Here is a 14,871-nt window from a genome sequence, read left to right on the forward strand (position 1 = left end):
TGCGTTGGCATATTAAACTGCGTATATACATGATTTACACCTGTTTCTGCCACAGTCAATTGGTTGTGGCTGGTAGAAACTAAATTTATAGGTGCCTCGCCACTACTATTTTCTATCAACGTCCATTCTTGTAAAAACTTACCTAAATTAGTCGTAGTACCAATTTTGCTACTCACTCTTTGCGAGCCCGCAAAATAATGCTTGGTGTAACTCAACGCTCCGTTTTCGCCAGGGCGAGCCACTAGCATACCACTAGGGTAGAGCATAAAGTCGGTTTTAATGGTTGTGCCTTCTTGCAGTGCATTTTCATAAATGGCTACGCTGGTAGCGTTTTGTTTTATTATACGCTCGCCTCCTGCATCGTAGGTATAAATAGCTATAGGATGCAAGCCCCCTCCGCCCCCAGAGGGGGAACTAGGATTGAGGTCTATCGCTCGCAGTCTGTTTTCCTCATCCCACAAATTCACACGTAAAGTATCAGCTACTGTTGCTGTGCAAATGGTGCTCAAAATTCGGGTTTGGTTCCCGTTGGCATCATACTCAAACGTTTTGGTTTTTACACGTGGGTCGTTTGCCGCATCGCAACAACCTGCCAAATTAGGTTGGTCCACAATTTTGCGTGGTGCGTGGGGTTGCGTATAACCATTTGATGAGTTATATCCTGCAATATCAAAATTTGCAGTACCATAATCTTGATAATTTAAGTTATACGAGGTTTGTTCTACCTGTGTCCAAGCACCTGCTACAGCGGTGGCACTAGTGCTTGTAGCGGTTTCATGGTTTTGTATTTTGCTCGTTATGTTGTGCTGGCTGTCATAACTCATAGCCAAGGTATATTTGCTATGGTTAAAGCCCACACCATTGTCATTGCGTCCCACAAAATTGCCAGAGGCAGTGGTTAATCTATTCAAATCATCAGAAGTATATTCTTGCCAGCTTCTGCCGCCAATTTGCACATCTGTAGGCGCAGTAACAGGTAAAGCAGTTGGCATTGCAACGGTATTGTTTTGGATAGACAACACGTTGCTCAATACATCATAATTGTATTTGTTGTTGGATAAAAAAGGATGTCAATGAACTTTTTTTGGGCGTTCCCCAAGGGTCGGGCTGTTCGCTATATCTTTTTGTTTTTAAAGAAAAAACAAAAAGGATGCCGCTTCCATCCCTAACGCAAAACCCTGCTAAAAAGGACTTATTTTTTACTGAAAGTTGCTAATTTAATCATGTCTTTTAACATTTTGCCTGGGCGAAAGTTAATTTTTGCACCTTTCACTTTACTACTCGTTACTTCTGCTTCTGTTGCTGAACCTTCGCTAGACAAACTCATTTGAAGTGTAAAATACTCGCCAACTTTCACAATTTTGCCGTTTGACAAATCTATTGAAACCTTAGTTAAAGTAGTTTCTAAAACCGCTAAAATATCTGCTTTTGAAACTGTAGAAGTTTTGCTGGCATATTCGGCTAAATCTTTTAAAGTAGTTTCGCCATCGCCCACAGCACTAGCATACCATTTTGGTGCTGCCGTTAAATCTTGTGGGTTTTTCTTTGCTACAACATTAAATTTTACTGACATATCTTGTTATTTTTTAATTTGTTATTACACTGCAATTTTAATCATTTTTTTTTAATATAAAAAAGCAACGGTGCTTTTTTATAAAACCTACGGTGCTTTTACTCAAAACCAGCGATGCTTTTTTATGAATGGTGCAGTACTTTTTTTTATAGACCGATGCTCGCAAAACTAATTGAAATAAAAGGCAACTTGTTTTTAACCCTAAAAACCACAACTTTTTTACAGTTGTGGTTTTTGGTTTTTATGATTCCGCAAGGTCAGGAGACCATCGCAGAGCATCACAGTACTATAGAACTCTTTGCGGAGCTGGAAACCATGATTAAAGCTGTTATAGAAGCCTCCATTATGCTCACCTGCCCAAAATGTACCGTCATAAATAAGCGGAGTTAGTTAAAACTAGTTTTGTAAATTATCTATTCCACATATAGGATGAGATGTCTTAAATACTTTGCCGTTTGAATCCGTCCAGATATTAATAGTAAAACTTTCCGCACCATTTCCCCATTTTTCAATAGAATATTTAGTGTTTGGCATTATTTTAAATTTATTTTTTCTTAAAAGTCCTTTCGTTGTTACTTCATATCCTTTAGGAATATTATTTAATTTTAAACTTTTTGGAGCTGATTTTGTTGTGTTATTCCAAAACAAGCTAATTCCATCATTGTCTGAAGATAATATGATATTTCTTAAAAGACCATCGCAACTATTTAATTGTTGCTTTTCAATATCAAAAAAAATGTCGTTCTTGTACTTACAAGAAATGAATAGTAAAAACGAGATTAATAATAATAGTATTTTTTTACCTTTTCTTTTCATTTTTCACTTCATTAAATTTATTCCACCATTGATTTATGCGATTTATTATATCTTTTTGTGAGTTGTTTTTATTTTTAAATAAATTTTGAAGCATAACACTTTTATCATATTTTTCATCTGTTTTAACTCCACCATAAAATTCATCAACAAATCTATTAAACTCTTTGAATTTGTTTTCACCAATATCTGCTTCGGGTTCTTTGGTTGAGTTCCAACCATCGTGCCAATTTTGACCATCTGCTATATTTGCCCCATACTCTAGTAATGAAGTAAGTATATGAACGACCTGACCATATTCTAATTGAGGAAGATGACCAACTTCATGTGCATTTCTTTCGAAAAATGATTTAAATAAATCACCAGCTGTCCCATAATATTTTTTCCCTGTTTTATAATAGTGAGTTATATTACCATTTGAAGGAGAACTACCTAAAGTAATCGAAGCTCCAGCATCACCATAAGTAGAAAACTCAACTTTCACATTTTTAATGTTATTCTCGTTAACACCACTTACTAAACTTAATAAATGTGCAGTTGCAGGAGTGAATTTATAAAAAGTTTCAGTGTATTTATATGCTGCTCCATTTGCTGCTGCATATCTTGTTATTGAAACTTTATCTAATAAAATACTATTATTATATTGGTTTCCATCAGGATCGAATAAAACGACTGGACTTTGTCTACAATAAGCATAACTATTCAAATTAAAACTATTTAATACTCCTCCATCATGTTCAAAACTTAAATACTTACCATCTATTAAAGGCTTGTCAACACTCGCCCAAATACTTATCCTCGGGTCATAATACCTTGCCCCATAATAATACAATCCACTTTCTTCATCAAGCTCCTTGCCGTTAAACTTATACGGTGAGTTGTGTGAGTTTTTATGCTCTTCAATGAACGTCTCCCCAAAGGCAAAGTACTCGCTATGTTGCGAAACTTCGCCCACAAAGTTAGTAATATAATTGGAACTTCCCAAATGGTCGGGGTGAAAAAAGTATTGTTCAGTTTCGAGCCCCCCAGCCCCCGAAGGGGGAGTTAGAAACGCAGGAACTGGCAAGAAAGCGGTGTTACTTGCAAAAGTCTGCGTTGGCATATTAAACTTCGTATATACATGATTTACACCTGTTTCTGCCGTTGTTAATTGGTCGTGGCTGGTACTTACTAAATTTATAGGTGCACCGCCAGAGCTATTTTCAATGAGGGTCCATTCTTGTAAAAACTTGCCAAGGTTGGTGGTTGCGCCTATTTTACTGCTTATACTTTAATTATTTCAATAAACTTTTTACAAATATACAAAAAACCACAACTTTTTAATGTTGTGTTTTTTGGTTTTTATTACTTACCACGCGAAGGGATTCGCGCGGGAGCTGGGAGCCATCACGGTTTCTAATATCCATCAATAAAACTTTCATTTAGATTTTCATCCGAATCAAAATAACCAAAATGAAAACTTATGACATCTGATATTGTACCATCTTCGTAATAAATAAACATTCCGTCTTTTCTGTATTTTTTACTAAAAATCTCTTTATTATTGCATTCTTTTATAAACTTTTTTGCACTTTCTATGTTAAAATTATTCCTAATATCATCAATCCCACAATCGTGGCAAAAAAAACTTTTTTGCTTTGTAGAATATGTTATACAACCACCAGCATACTTTCCCTTAATTAAATTGTAATTATAATTATAAATGGTATCATTAAATATTATTTTATTATGAAAATACGTAATTTCATTAAAAATTTTATTATTCCCAGAGTTCTTATCTTTATTCAATATTTCCCAATGCCCTTTTTTGTTAAAATAAATTGTTTTTTCAATTGTTTTGTTTTCAGTAATTAATTTTTTTTGCATTTTAATCAAAACAATACTATCCTCAGTAGTTAATACTTTTACAAAGTATCTACCTTGATAATTGTCAATATCATCAATTTTGAATAATCCTTTCATCTGATATTCATCAAAACATTTATATAAAATATAATTGTCTTCATTTTTATTAACTTGGCAGCTGAAAAAAGTAAATAAAATATAGATAAAAAATACATTCATATTATTTAGTATCTTTTTTGTTCCAAATAAATATACCATTGAGTCTAATTTCTAAAATTGTAAATTTCTTTTGTTTTTGAATTAGGTGTGAATAAATAAAATAGGAGACTTATTTGGTTTTTATTCTCCAAAAAAAATTAAAATTCTAATGGATCTTGTTCGCCCTCTTGTTCATATACCTGATCAACAGACAATTGAGGCAATCCCGATGCCATAACGGCCAAGGCATCGCAACGTTCGTTTTGAGGGTGGTTGTTATGTCCTTTAATCCATTTAAAATCAACCTGATGGGTTCTGTAAATTTTCATAAACCGCTTCCACAAATCAGGATTTTTTTTGCCTGCATAGCCTTTTTTTTCCCAACCAAAAACCCATCGTTTTTCTACGGCATCTACTACATATTTTGAATCTGAAATGACCAAAACACTCGTTTTGGGGTGTTTCAATTTTTCGAGCCCTACTATAACGGCCAAAAGTTCCATACGATTGTTGGTTGTATGCCTAAATCCTTCATAAAATTCTTTCTTATAGGGCTTGCCCACCCATTCCATAACCACGCCATAGCCGCCTTTGCCGGGGTTGCCTTTTGCGGCACCATCTGTATATATATGTACTTGATGTTCGTTCATGATGTCATTTTTGATAAAATGGCTTCAATTACTATTGGAAAAAATTGTTGTTCCAACTCATGAATTTTTACAGCGATGTCCTCTGGAGCTAAACAATCTGTAATAGATACTTTTTCTTGAAAAATAATTTGGCCTTCGTCATAATTTTCATTCACAAAATGAATGGTAATGCCTGTTTCTGTTTCATGATTGTCAAAAACGGCTCGATGTACATGCATACCATACATGCCTTTGCCACCATATTGAGGTAACAAGGCAGGATGCACATTGATAATTCTATTGGGGTATTGCAATACGATTTCTTCGGGAAATTTCCATAAAAAACCAGCCAATACAATCAAATCGGGGCAAAATTCATTTATTTTTTGAGTTAATTTACCTAATAAAACATCATTTTTGTCAAACACAAAAGTAGGAATGTTTTGTTTTTTGGCTTTTTCTAAAACCAAAGCATTCGGATTGTTGCAACAAACAGCTTGCACACCAAAAAGGTTGGATTTTTGAGAATGAATGATAATATTTTCGGCATTTGTACCCGAACCAGAGGCAAAAATGAGGACTTTTTTCATGATAAAATATATTTATAAAGTGCAAAAAAAAGAATAAAAATCGACAAAAAATAGCAAATAAAAATCTTTGTTAAAAAAAGTTTTAAATACTTACTAATTATTTATTAATTAAAAATGTTGTTTTCAAATAAAGTTTTTTATTTTTGCCAACAATTAAAATTTTAAAATCAAAGATTATGTCAGACATTGCATCAAGAGTTAAAGCGATTATCGTAGACAAATTAGGCGTTGACGAAAACGAAGTAGTATTAGAAGCAAGCTTTACTAACGATTTAGGAGCAGATTCATTGGATACTGTAGAGCTAATCATGGAATTCGAAAAAGAATTTGATATTCAAATTCCAGACGACCAAGCAGAAAACATTGCTACTGTTGGTCAAGCAATATCTTATATCGAAGAGGCAAAAAAATAATAAATTCACTCGTTTCTATCAATAATTAGGAACGAGTGTTTTTATTTTTAATCAAAAAAGAAGACTTGTTTTTTTATAAATTAAAAAAAACACTATATATTTGTACTATCAAATAGGGTGGTACTAAGCCCATTGGATATGTTGTTTTATAATTATTATGATACTTTAAAATATGGAATTAAGAAGAGTCGTTGTAACAGGTTTAGGAGCACTAACTCCCATTGGCAATACGATTGAAGACTATTGGCAAGGATTGATTCATGGTGTAAGTGGTGCAGCTCCCATAACTTATTTTGATGCATCAAAATTCAAAACACAATTCGCTTGTGAATTGAAAAATTTTAATGTAGAAAATTTTATCGAACGCAAAGAAGTACGTAAAATGGACCGCTATGCACAATATGCGGTAGTATCATCTGAAGAAGCCATGAAAGATGCTGGTTTTGATTTGGATGCCATAGACAAAGATAGAGCTGGAGTTATTTGGGGATCGGGTATTGGCGGTTTGGAAACATTTCAAATAGAAGTACTTAATTTTGCGGCTGGAGATGGTACACCAAAATTTAATCCTTTTTTTATACCAAAAATGATTGGCGACATTGCTTGTGGTCATATTTCTATAAAATATGGCTTTAGAGGCCCCAATTTTGGAACTGTATCTGCCTGTGCCTCATCAACTAATGCCATTATCGATGCTTTTAATTACATCCGATTAGGTCATGCCGACATTATGGTAACTGGAGGTTCTGAAGCCGCTGTAACCATAGCTGGTATGGGAGGGTTTAATGCCATGCACGCCCTTTCTACCCGAAATGACGACCCACAAACGGCCTCTCGACCAATGGACAAAGACCGTGACGGATTTGTACTAGGCGAAGGTGCGGGTGCCTTGATACTAGAAGAGTATGAACATGCAAAGGCTCGTGGAGCCAAAATATATTGCGAAATTGGCGGTGGCGGTATGTCTGCCGATGCCCACCACATTACAGCACCTCACCCAGAAGGACTTGGTGCAAGAAACGTAATGCTCAATTGCTTACGTGATGCAGGATTGCAACCAACAGATGTAGATGGTGTCAATATGCACGGAACTTCTACACCACTTGGCGACATAGCAGAATCTAAAGCCATCTTACAAGTTTTTGGAGCACATGCTTACACTATGAACCTAAATTCTACCAAGTCAATGACGGGGCATTTGCTAGGTGCAGCAGGAGCTATCGAAACCATTTCGTCTATTTTGTCTATCAAACACGGGATTGTTCCTCCAACAATCAACCACTTTACCGACGACGAAAATATAGATTCCAAATTGAACTTTACATTTAACAAAGCTCAAAAACGTGATGTAAAAGTTTTGATGAGCAACACCTTTGGATTTGGCGGACACAATGCTTGTGTATTGGTAAAAAAATTAGAACTATAATGCTTTATGCAGTTTATAAAGAAAATATTTACAAAAAAATCCCGCTCCACTCAAGACGGGATTTTTTTTAATGATTTAAAAAAAATATTAGGCTTTGCTCCCATTCAATTAGACTATTACAAAAGAGCATTTACACACCGTTCGTCCAACAAAACCGACGATAAAGGCAATGCTATTAGTTATGAAAGATTAGAATTTTTAGGCGATGCCATGCTCAGTTCGGTTGTGGCGGCTCATTTGTATAAAGAAGTTCCCAGCGGCAACGAAGGTTATTTAACCAAAATGAGATCGAAAATTGTTAGTCGTGAGCATTTGAACGAATTGGGAAAAACCCTTTTATTAGTTGATTATTTAGACTGCAAAATACCCCCTCGAAATTTTGGCGAAAACATCCATGGCAATATTTTTGAAGCACTTGTTGGGGCCATCTATCAAGATTTAGGCTACGCTTATTGCGAAAAATTCATACACAATCGAGTGATCAAACCTTACGTTAATATCCAAAAATTGGAAGGTAAGGTGATCAGCTACAAAAGCCTCCTAATAGAATGGTGCCAAAAAGAGAAAAAAAACTTTTATTTTGATGTTTTTGATGATAATGGCATAGATGGCGAACGCCTTTTTGGTGTAAAATTAAGCATAGACGACAAAGTAATTTCAAAATCAAGAGCTACCTCCAAAAAGAAGGCCGAAGAGATTGCCGCAAAAAGAGCTTTTTTTGCATTTCAAGAAAAAATAGAGAATAAAAAATAAGAATTCTTAAACCTATAACGATTTCGTTAGTAAATTGTCAATTTTTTACAATTCGAGTTGTCGTTTTCTCAATTAGAAATACTATATTTACCAACAATTTATTTTGACATGGCAGTTCACAAATTAGAATTTGATGATTTTGAAGAAATAGATTATTTTTTATTGGCTATTCATACCCATTTAGAAGATTATAGATTGGCTTATTTTATCAATCAAGCATTACACATTAATCTTTCAAAAAGTGCAGAGGAAGTAGCAATTAGAAAAAATAATTTAGACTTATTATTTGAAAAATTTGACTATTTTGACGAAAATAGCGACTGGATTTGGACGCTCATTCAAAATAAATGTATAACAACAGTTTATAAAAAACAAGAAAATTTTAATTTGTTTGATAACGAAATTGTCGAAGAAACCAATACAAATTATTTATTACCAGATCTAAAGACGGTTTCGTATTTTTTGAGAATAAATGACGAAATAAACTTGGATGGTATAGAAAAAATCGTCGCAAAATTAAGTGCAGTTGAAAGAATTGCAATGGTATATCAAATTGATAAAAACAAAGTAAAGAACAAAAACAATTTAATTTTTTAATAAAAATGTCAACAAACAAGAAAACTAAAATTGTAGCCACACTTGGGCCTGCATGCAGCACAAGAGAAGTCCTGAAAGACATGATTGAGGCTGGAGTAAATGTATTTAGAGTTAATTTTTCTCATGCAGATTACAACGATGTAAAAGCAAAAATTGATTTAATTAGAGGATTGAACGAAGAGTTTGGCTATACAACCGCCATTTTAGGAGACCTTCAAGGGCCAAAACTTCGTGTTGGAGTAATGACAGAAGACGTTGTAGTAAACGATGGCGATTTGATTACCTTTCAAACGGCCGAGGATATTCCTGGAACTGCACAACGGGTATATATGAATTATAAGGAGTTTCCAAAAGATGTGAACCCAGGAGAAAGAATTTTGTTGGACGACGGTAAACTGATTTTTGAAGCCGTAGAAACAGACCGCAAGTCTGAAGTAGTGTGCAAGGTAATTCAAGGAGGACCTTTAAAATCTAAAAAAGGAGTTAATTTGCCTAACACCAAAGTATCTTTGCCTGCTTTAACTGCCAAAGATGTAAAAGATGCCATTTTTGCTATCGAACAAAAAGTAGATTGGATTGCCCTTTCTTTTGTTAGAACTGCCGAAGATTTGATAGAACTTCAAGAACTGATTGCCCAACACTCTGATCATAAAATTCCAATTGTTGCCAAAATTGAAAAACCTGAAGGGGTGGCCAATATTGATAAAATTGTTGCCTACTGTGATGGTTTGATGGTAGCCCGTGGCGACCTTGGAGTAGAAGTACCCGCACACGAAGTACCTTTGATTCAGAAAAAATTAGTAAACAGAGCCAAAACAGCTAGAATACCTGTTATTATTGCTACACAAATGATGGAAACCATGATTACGAGCCTTACTCCAACTCGTGCAGAGGTAAACGATGTGGCCAACTCGGTAATGGATGGAGCCGATGCTGTAATGCTTTCTGGAGAAACATCTGTGGGGAATTATCCTGTACAGGTTATCGAAAAAATGACACAAATTATAGAAGCCGTAGAAGACTCGCCTCTAATTCAAGTGCCACAAAACACCCCACAAGTACGTACAAATCGTTTTGTTACTAAAGCTATTTGTCATCATGCGGCCACATTGGCCAATGTAATTAAAGCAAAAGCCATTTGTACTCTTACAAATAGTGGTTATACAGCCTTTCAAATTTCGGCTTGGAGGCCTTCTGCTCACATTTTAGTGTACACGTCTAATAAAAGTATTGTTACCCAATTGAATTTACTTTGGGGGGTCAAATCATTTTATTACGACAAATCTGTTAGTACAGACGAAACGGTAACCGATGTGAACAATATTGCAAAAGAAAATGGATTTGTATCCAAAGGTGATTTTTTAATCAACCTTGCTGCTATGCCAATTGTTGATAAAGGAATGGTTAATACCATGAGAGTATCTGAAATAGAATAAACTTTTTTTTTATTGTACCAATATATACAAACCCTACTGGAATAGCTGCTATTTTAGTAGGGTTTTTTTAAATAATTTACTCATTTATAATCTTTCAATCATGATTCCTACAGCTGTTGCTATCAAAAATCCTCGTATAGAGGTTGTCGATGTGTTGCGTGGTTTTGCTATAATGGCCATCATGCTTTTACATAATGTTGAACATTTTGAGTATGTATATACGCCTGATTATTTTCCAAGTTGGCTTTTGGCACTCGACAAAATGATTTGGACCTCTATGTTTTACCTTTTTGGAGGCAAAGCCTATGCCATTTTTGCCTTACTATTTGGATTCAGTTTTTATATTCAAAACGATAATCAAGTACAAAGTGGCAAAGATTTTAGACTTCGTTTTTTTTGGAGAATGTTGCTTTTATTAGGTTTTGGATATCTAAACACGGCCTTTTATCAGGGAGATATTTTAACGATGTATGCCATTTTTGGTCTTGTTTTAATTCCAGCATGTCGTTGGAACAACAAAACGATTTTTGTAGTTGCTACTTTTTTAATGTTGCAACCTTTAGAATGGCTTCGATGGATTTATTATGTTTTGCACCCCGATTTTGTTCCTGAACCAAATGCCTCTGAAGCTTATTATGCACAAATTACCCATTACATGCAAAATGGCAATTTTTTGGATTATGTTATTGGCAATGTAACCCTTGGCAAAACAGCATCGTTGTTGTGGTCTTGGGAGTTTGGGCGGTTTTTTCAGGCTCCAGCCTTGTTTTTATTTGGTTTTTGGGCTGGCCGAAAACAGCTTTTCAATTCAACAAACGACAATGTGCTTTTTTGGAAAAAAGTTCTAAAAATAGCTTTTATAGCATTTATTCCATTAAACATAATCGTAATGGTTTTGCCCAATGTAGTGGCCCACAAAGCCCAATTGAGCCGTTTGATGATTGTATTCATGTCTTGGAACAATGTAGCCTTAATGTTGGTTTGGGTGTCGCTTTTGTATTTAGCCTTTCAGTATGAAAAAGGCAAACGACTGTTATCCAAGTTAATTCCTTTTGGCAAAATGAGTTTGACCAACTATATAGTTCAATCCATCATTGGATCTACCATTTATTATAAATACGGATTGGGAATGGCCATGAAAACGGGTGCTACATACTGCTTGCTGATAGGAATAACCTTGTTTCTGTTGCAACTTACTTTTTGTACCTGGTGGCTCAAAACCCACAAACAAGGTCCATTAGAATATATATGGGGCAAAGCCACCTGGATAGGCACAAAAAAATAACAAAATATTTAGAATGCTACTGCTTTTTAAACAACATTTTATGCAAAACTTATTTTATATTTGTCCAAAAAATAATAATTGTAGGATTCAATATTTTTTTTGAAGAATTTACAATTTAAAATAATTTAAAAATATGAAAACAAAATCGATTTTAGTAGTATTGGGTGTAGTTACACTTGGTGTTTCACAGGCTCAAGCACAAATTAATTTAGGGGAAAGAGCCTTGGGTGCGGTACAAAAAGGAATTGCTGGATTTACATTTAGCGATGCCGATGCTGCCAAACTGTCCAAAGATGCTGTTGTAAAAATGGATGCAGAAAACAAAGTGGCAGGGCCAAAGGATGCTTATGCTATTCGATTGGAAAAAGTATTTGGAAAACACAAAAACGAAAATGGATTAACTTTAAATTACAAAGTTTATTTAACCAAAGATGTCAATGCTTTTGCAACTGCTGATGGTAGCGTTAGGGTTTTTTCTGGATTGATGGACATTATGGACGACAATGAATTGCTGGCTGTTATTGGCCATGAAATTGGCCATGTTGCCAATCACGATTCTAGAGATGCTGCCAAGGCTGCCTATCAAAAAGAGGCACTTATAGACGCCGTTGCTTCGCAATCAGACAAAGTGGCTGCTGTAACAGACGGCCAATTGGGCAAAATTGGAAGTGCGATGATAGACAGCAAACACAGCCGCAAACAGGAATCTGAAGCAGATGATTATTCATACGAATTTATGAAACGCAACAAGTATAATGTCAATGCAGTTGCATCGGCCTTTAATATATTGGCCACGATGAGTCAGGGTACCGAAGCATCTTTTTTAGACAAAATGATGAGTTCGCACCCCGATCCAAAAGATAGAGCAGACAAAGCCCGCCAAAGGGCCGAAGCTGATGGCTTGTTTAGCCCTTATGTAAAACAAACCAAAACAGCCAACAAACCAGTAGCCAAAAAAACGACACCTAAAAAGAAATAAAACCATGCTTATTAGACCAGGACAACGCTCGGATGCCGCAGCCATATTGTCATTAATTAAGGAATTGGCGGTATTTGAAAAAGAACCCGAAGCCGTACTAGTAACTCAAACCGATATTGAAAATGACGGTTTTGGCGACAAACCACAATTTAAAACTTTCATAGCCGAATATGATCATGAAATCGTTGGAATGGCTTTGTTCTATAATCGGTATTCTACTTGGAAAGGTACTACCATTCATTTGGAAGATTTGATTGTAAAAGAAAAAATGAGAGGCAAAGGAGTTGGGCTTGCACTTTATAAAAAAGTAATGGAACAAGCACAAGAAGATGGCGTTAGACGGGTAGAATGGGCGGTTTTAGACTGGAACAAGCCTGCGGTAGATTTTTATGAAAAATCTGGGGCAACCGTTTTGCCTGATTGGAGGGTTGTGCAAATGAACAATGTAGCAATTGCCCATTTTTTGGACAAACAATAAATGACTAATGCCTATTTGAAACCGTATTTTGCGTTAGAGATAGTAGTGGAAATCCTTTAAGAAGCCCCCCAGTGTTGTATTGCACGAATATAGTTTCTGAATGTGGTAATCAAAAAAGATTGTTTCACAATATTATGTTTCTTTTGGAGTTCAATGAACGTTGTTTGAAACGGATTGAATGACCCTTGGGGAACGCCCAAAAAAGGCAATTTTTCTTGCTGTTTTTTATATAGGACTGTCGTTGTTTATACCCAATTGTCAAAGTATTTCATTTACTTTATGTTTCTGGGACTTTGCGTGAAATGGTATTTGCAATGCCGCAAAGTAGGAATCAAGTTTTGTAAAAATAGTAAAAAACTAACCTAACGTTTATGAAGAAGTACACGCTGCGGATAGTCATTTTTTTTGATACTCTATTTAGGAGTATTTTTGGAATCATTAGAATTTAACCTAATCAAACTTTTTGAAAGCAATTGGCTTTTGAACTTAAATTAATTTTTTTTGAAATGAAAATTTACAAATTTGGAGGAGCATCTGTAAAAGATGCCGATGGAATTAAAAACGTGTATGACGTTTTGCAAAAAGCGGGCTATCAGGATGTGCTGTTGGTGGTTTCGGCAATGGGCAAAACGACCAATGCCTTGGAACTTGTTGTTAAAGATTATTTTGACAAAGCACCCAGTTTACAATCAACGCTTCAGGAGGTAAAAAAGTACCATAATCAAATACTTTTAGACTTGTTTGAAGAGGTTAATCACCCTGTGTTTGGAGCAGTAAATGCTTTATTTACTGATTTGGAATACTTTTTGAACCACAATAAATCTCCGAATTACAATTTTGTTTATGATCAAATTGTGAGTATGGGCGAGCTCGTTTCGACAACAGTTTTATCTCATTATATGAATTATAGAGGGATAGAAACCCATTGGGTTGATGTAAGAAATTTTATCAAAACAGACAATACCTATCGAGATGCCGAGGTGGATTGGAACGCTACACAAAAATTAATTTCAAACAATATAGCCCGAAACGTTTTGAATATTACACAAGGCTTTTTGGGGTCTGATTTGAATGGTTTTACTACAACCCTTGGCAGGGAAGGTTCGGATTATACGGCAGGTATATTTGCCTATTGTCTTGGAGCAGAAAGTGTTACGATTTGGAAAGACGTTCCTGGGGTGATGAATGCCGATCCTCGATATTTTGAAAATGCCAGTTTGTTGAATCAAATATCTTACAGAGAAGCCATAGAATTGGCGTTTTATGGAGCCAGCGTTATCCATCCGAAAACGCTTCAGCCATTGCAAAAAAAAGAAATTCCATTGTATGTAAAGTCTTTTCTAAACCCTTTGTTGCCAGGTACAAGTGTTGCTAAAGGGGCCGATTTAGAGCCGCAATTGCCTTGTTTTATCGTAAAAAGAAACCAACTTTTGGTATCGCTATCGTCCATTGATTTTTCATTTATCATGGAAGAAAATATTTCCGAAATATTTGGGCTTTTGCACCAATTCAAGATGAAAGTGAGTTTGATACAAAATTCGGCCATCAGTTTTTCTATATGTGTTGAAGATAAGTTTGGTAATTTTAACGACCTGAAAAACATTTTGTCCAACAAATTCAAACTCAACTACAACGAGAATGTTACACTTTATACCATTCGTCACTTTGATGAGGCTGCTGCCCAAATGGTTGAACAGGACAAAGAAGTATTGCTCAAACAAATAAGCCGAGAAACCATGCAAATTGTAACCATGTAACAAATAACCAACCACGTTTGTATTGAACCCAAAATATATGGTTTTATAATGGGTTTCATGTCATGATGCTGATGAAATTTAAAAAAATCTTTGCCAAAA

The 14,871-nt window shown here is 35.2% G+C and carries 17 protein-coding genes; 10 read left to right on the top strand and 7 right to left on the bottom strand.

What is annotated here, in order from left to right:
* Together B0A58_RS00305 and B0A58_RS00310 are read right to left on the bottom strand one after the other, a co-directional pair.
* A partial coding sequence (locus tag B0A58_RS00305; RefSeq protein ID WP_207758830.1) for a hypothetical protein occupies nt 1-992 on the bottom strand: 992 nt, incomplete at its 3' end.
* A 200-nt stretch (nt 993-1,192) separates the two neighbouring features.
* Entirely contained in the window at nt 1,193-1,573 is a 381-nt protein-coding gene (locus tag B0A58_RS00310) for an HU family DNA-binding protein (RefSeq protein ID WP_089079393.1), read from the bottom strand.
* A 156-nt stretch (nt 1,574-1,729) separates the two neighbouring features.
* On the opposite strand from B0A58_RS00310, the gene B0A58_RS00315 reads away from it, so the two are divergent.
* On the top strand, nt 1,730-1,963 hold the full coding sequence (locus tag B0A58_RS00315) for a hypothetical protein (RefSeq protein WP_133063038.1): 234 nt from the start codon (nt 1,730-1,732) through the stop codon (nt 1,961-1,963).
* A 6-nt stretch (nt 1,964-1,969) separates the two neighbouring features.
* Here the strand turns inward: B0A58_RS00315 and B0A58_RS00320 are convergent, their stop codons facing one another.
* The 5 genes from B0A58_RS00320 to purN form a co-directional block, all read right to left on the bottom strand.
* Nucleotides 1,970-2,389, bottom strand: a complete 420-nt coding sequence (locus B0A58_RS00320; RefSeq protein ID WP_089079395.1) for a hypothetical protein — start codon at nt 2,387-2,389, stop codon at nt 1,970-1,972.
* The gene (locus B0A58_RS00325) at nt 2,373-3,488 is read right to left on the bottom strand and encodes an RHS repeat domain-containing protein (protein ID WP_089079396.1); all 1,116 of its coding nucleotides are present in this window, start codon (nt 3,486-3,488) and stop codon (nt 2,373-2,375) included. Before B0A58_RS00325 ends, B0A58_RS00320 begins: the two co-directional genes overlap by 17 nt.
* A gap of 293 nt (nt 3,489-3,781) precedes the next feature.
* Nucleotides 3,782-4,489, bottom strand: coding sequence for a hypothetical protein (locus B0A58_RS00330; protein ID WP_133063039.1), 708 nt, complete (start codon nt 4,487-4,489; stop codon nt 3,782-3,784).
* A gap of 98 nt (nt 4,490-4,587) precedes the next feature.
* Complete coding sequence (gene rnhA / locus B0A58_RS00335; RefSeq protein WP_089079398.1) at nt 4,588-5,079, bottom strand: ribonuclease HI; 492 nt, start codon at nt 5,077-5,079, stop codon at nt 4,588-4,590.
* On the bottom strand, nt 5,076-5,648 hold the full coding sequence (gene purN / locus B0A58_RS00340; RefSeq protein ID WP_089079399.1) for a phosphoribosylglycinamide formyltransferase: 573 nt from the start codon (nt 5,646-5,648) through the stop codon (nt 5,076-5,078). Before purN ends, rnhA begins: the two co-directional genes overlap by 4 nt.
* Nucleotides 5,649-5,824: 176 nt before the next feature.
* On the opposite strand from purN, the gene B0A58_RS00345 reads away from it, so the two are divergent.
* The 9 genes from B0A58_RS00345 to B0A58_RS00385 all read left to right on the top strand — a co-directional run bounded on the left by B0A58_RS00345 (nt 5,825) and on the right by B0A58_RS00385 (nt 14,772).
* Complete coding sequence (locus tag B0A58_RS00345; protein WP_014082856.1) at nt 5,825-6,061, top strand: acyl carrier protein; 237 nt, start codon at nt 5,825-5,827, stop codon at nt 6,059-6,061.
* Between the two features lie 172 nt (nt 6,062-6,233).
* Nucleotides 6,234-7,487, top strand: coding sequence for a beta-ketoacyl-ACP synthase II (gene fabF, locus B0A58_RS00350; RefSeq protein ID WP_089079400.1), 1,254 nt, complete (start codon nt 6,234-6,236; stop codon nt 7,485-7,487).
* Between the two features lie 6 nt (nt 7,488-7,493).
* Complete coding sequence (gene rnc, locus B0A58_RS00355; protein WP_089079401.1) at nt 7,494-8,240, top strand: ribonuclease III; 747 nt, start codon at nt 7,494-7,496, stop codon at nt 8,238-8,240.
* 108 nt (nt 8,241-8,348) lie between these two features.
* The gene (locus tag B0A58_RS00360) at nt 8,349-8,837 is read left to right on the top strand and encodes an IPExxxVDY family protein (RefSeq protein WP_133063040.1); all 489 of its coding nucleotides are present in this window, start codon (nt 8,349-8,351) and stop codon (nt 8,835-8,837) included.
* Between the two features lie 5 nt (nt 8,838-8,842).
* Nucleotides 8,843-10,273, top strand: a complete 1,431-nt coding sequence (pyk, locus tag B0A58_RS00365; RefSeq protein ID WP_014082860.1) for a pyruvate kinase — start codon at nt 8,843-8,845, stop codon at nt 10,271-10,273.
* A 100-nt stretch (nt 10,274-10,373) separates the two neighbouring features.
* The gene (locus B0A58_RS00370; protein ID WP_089079403.1) at nt 10,374-11,558 is read left to right on the top strand and encodes a DUF418 domain-containing protein; all 1,185 of its coding nucleotides are present in this window, start codon (nt 10,374-10,376) and stop codon (nt 11,556-11,558) included.
* A 133-nt stretch (nt 11,559-11,691) separates the two neighbouring features.
* On the top strand, nt 11,692-12,537 hold the full coding sequence (locus B0A58_RS00375) for a M48 family metalloprotease (protein ID WP_089079404.1): 846 nt from the start codon (nt 11,692-11,694) through the stop codon (nt 12,535-12,537).
* A 4-nt stretch (nt 12,538-12,541) separates the two neighbouring features.
* Nucleotides 12,542-13,015: a GNAT family N-acetyltransferase gene (locus tag B0A58_RS00380; protein ID WP_089079405.1), complete on the top strand. Its 474-nt coding sequence runs from the start codon at nt 12,542-12,544 to the stop codon at nt 13,013-13,015.
* A 506-nt stretch (nt 13,016-13,521) separates the two neighbouring features.
* The gene (locus B0A58_RS00385) at nt 13,522-14,772 is read left to right on the top strand and encodes an aspartate kinase (protein WP_089079448.1); all 1,251 of its coding nucleotides are present in this window, start codon (nt 13,522-13,524) and stop codon (nt 14,770-14,772) included.
* Nucleotides 14,773-14,871: the final 99 nt, after the last annotated feature.

This window comes from Flavobacterium branchiophilum NBRC 15030 = ATCC 35035 (assembly GCF_002217205.1).
Lineage (GTDB): Bacteria > Bacteroidota > Bacteroidia > Flavobacteriales > Flavobacteriaceae > Flavobacterium > Flavobacterium branchiophilum.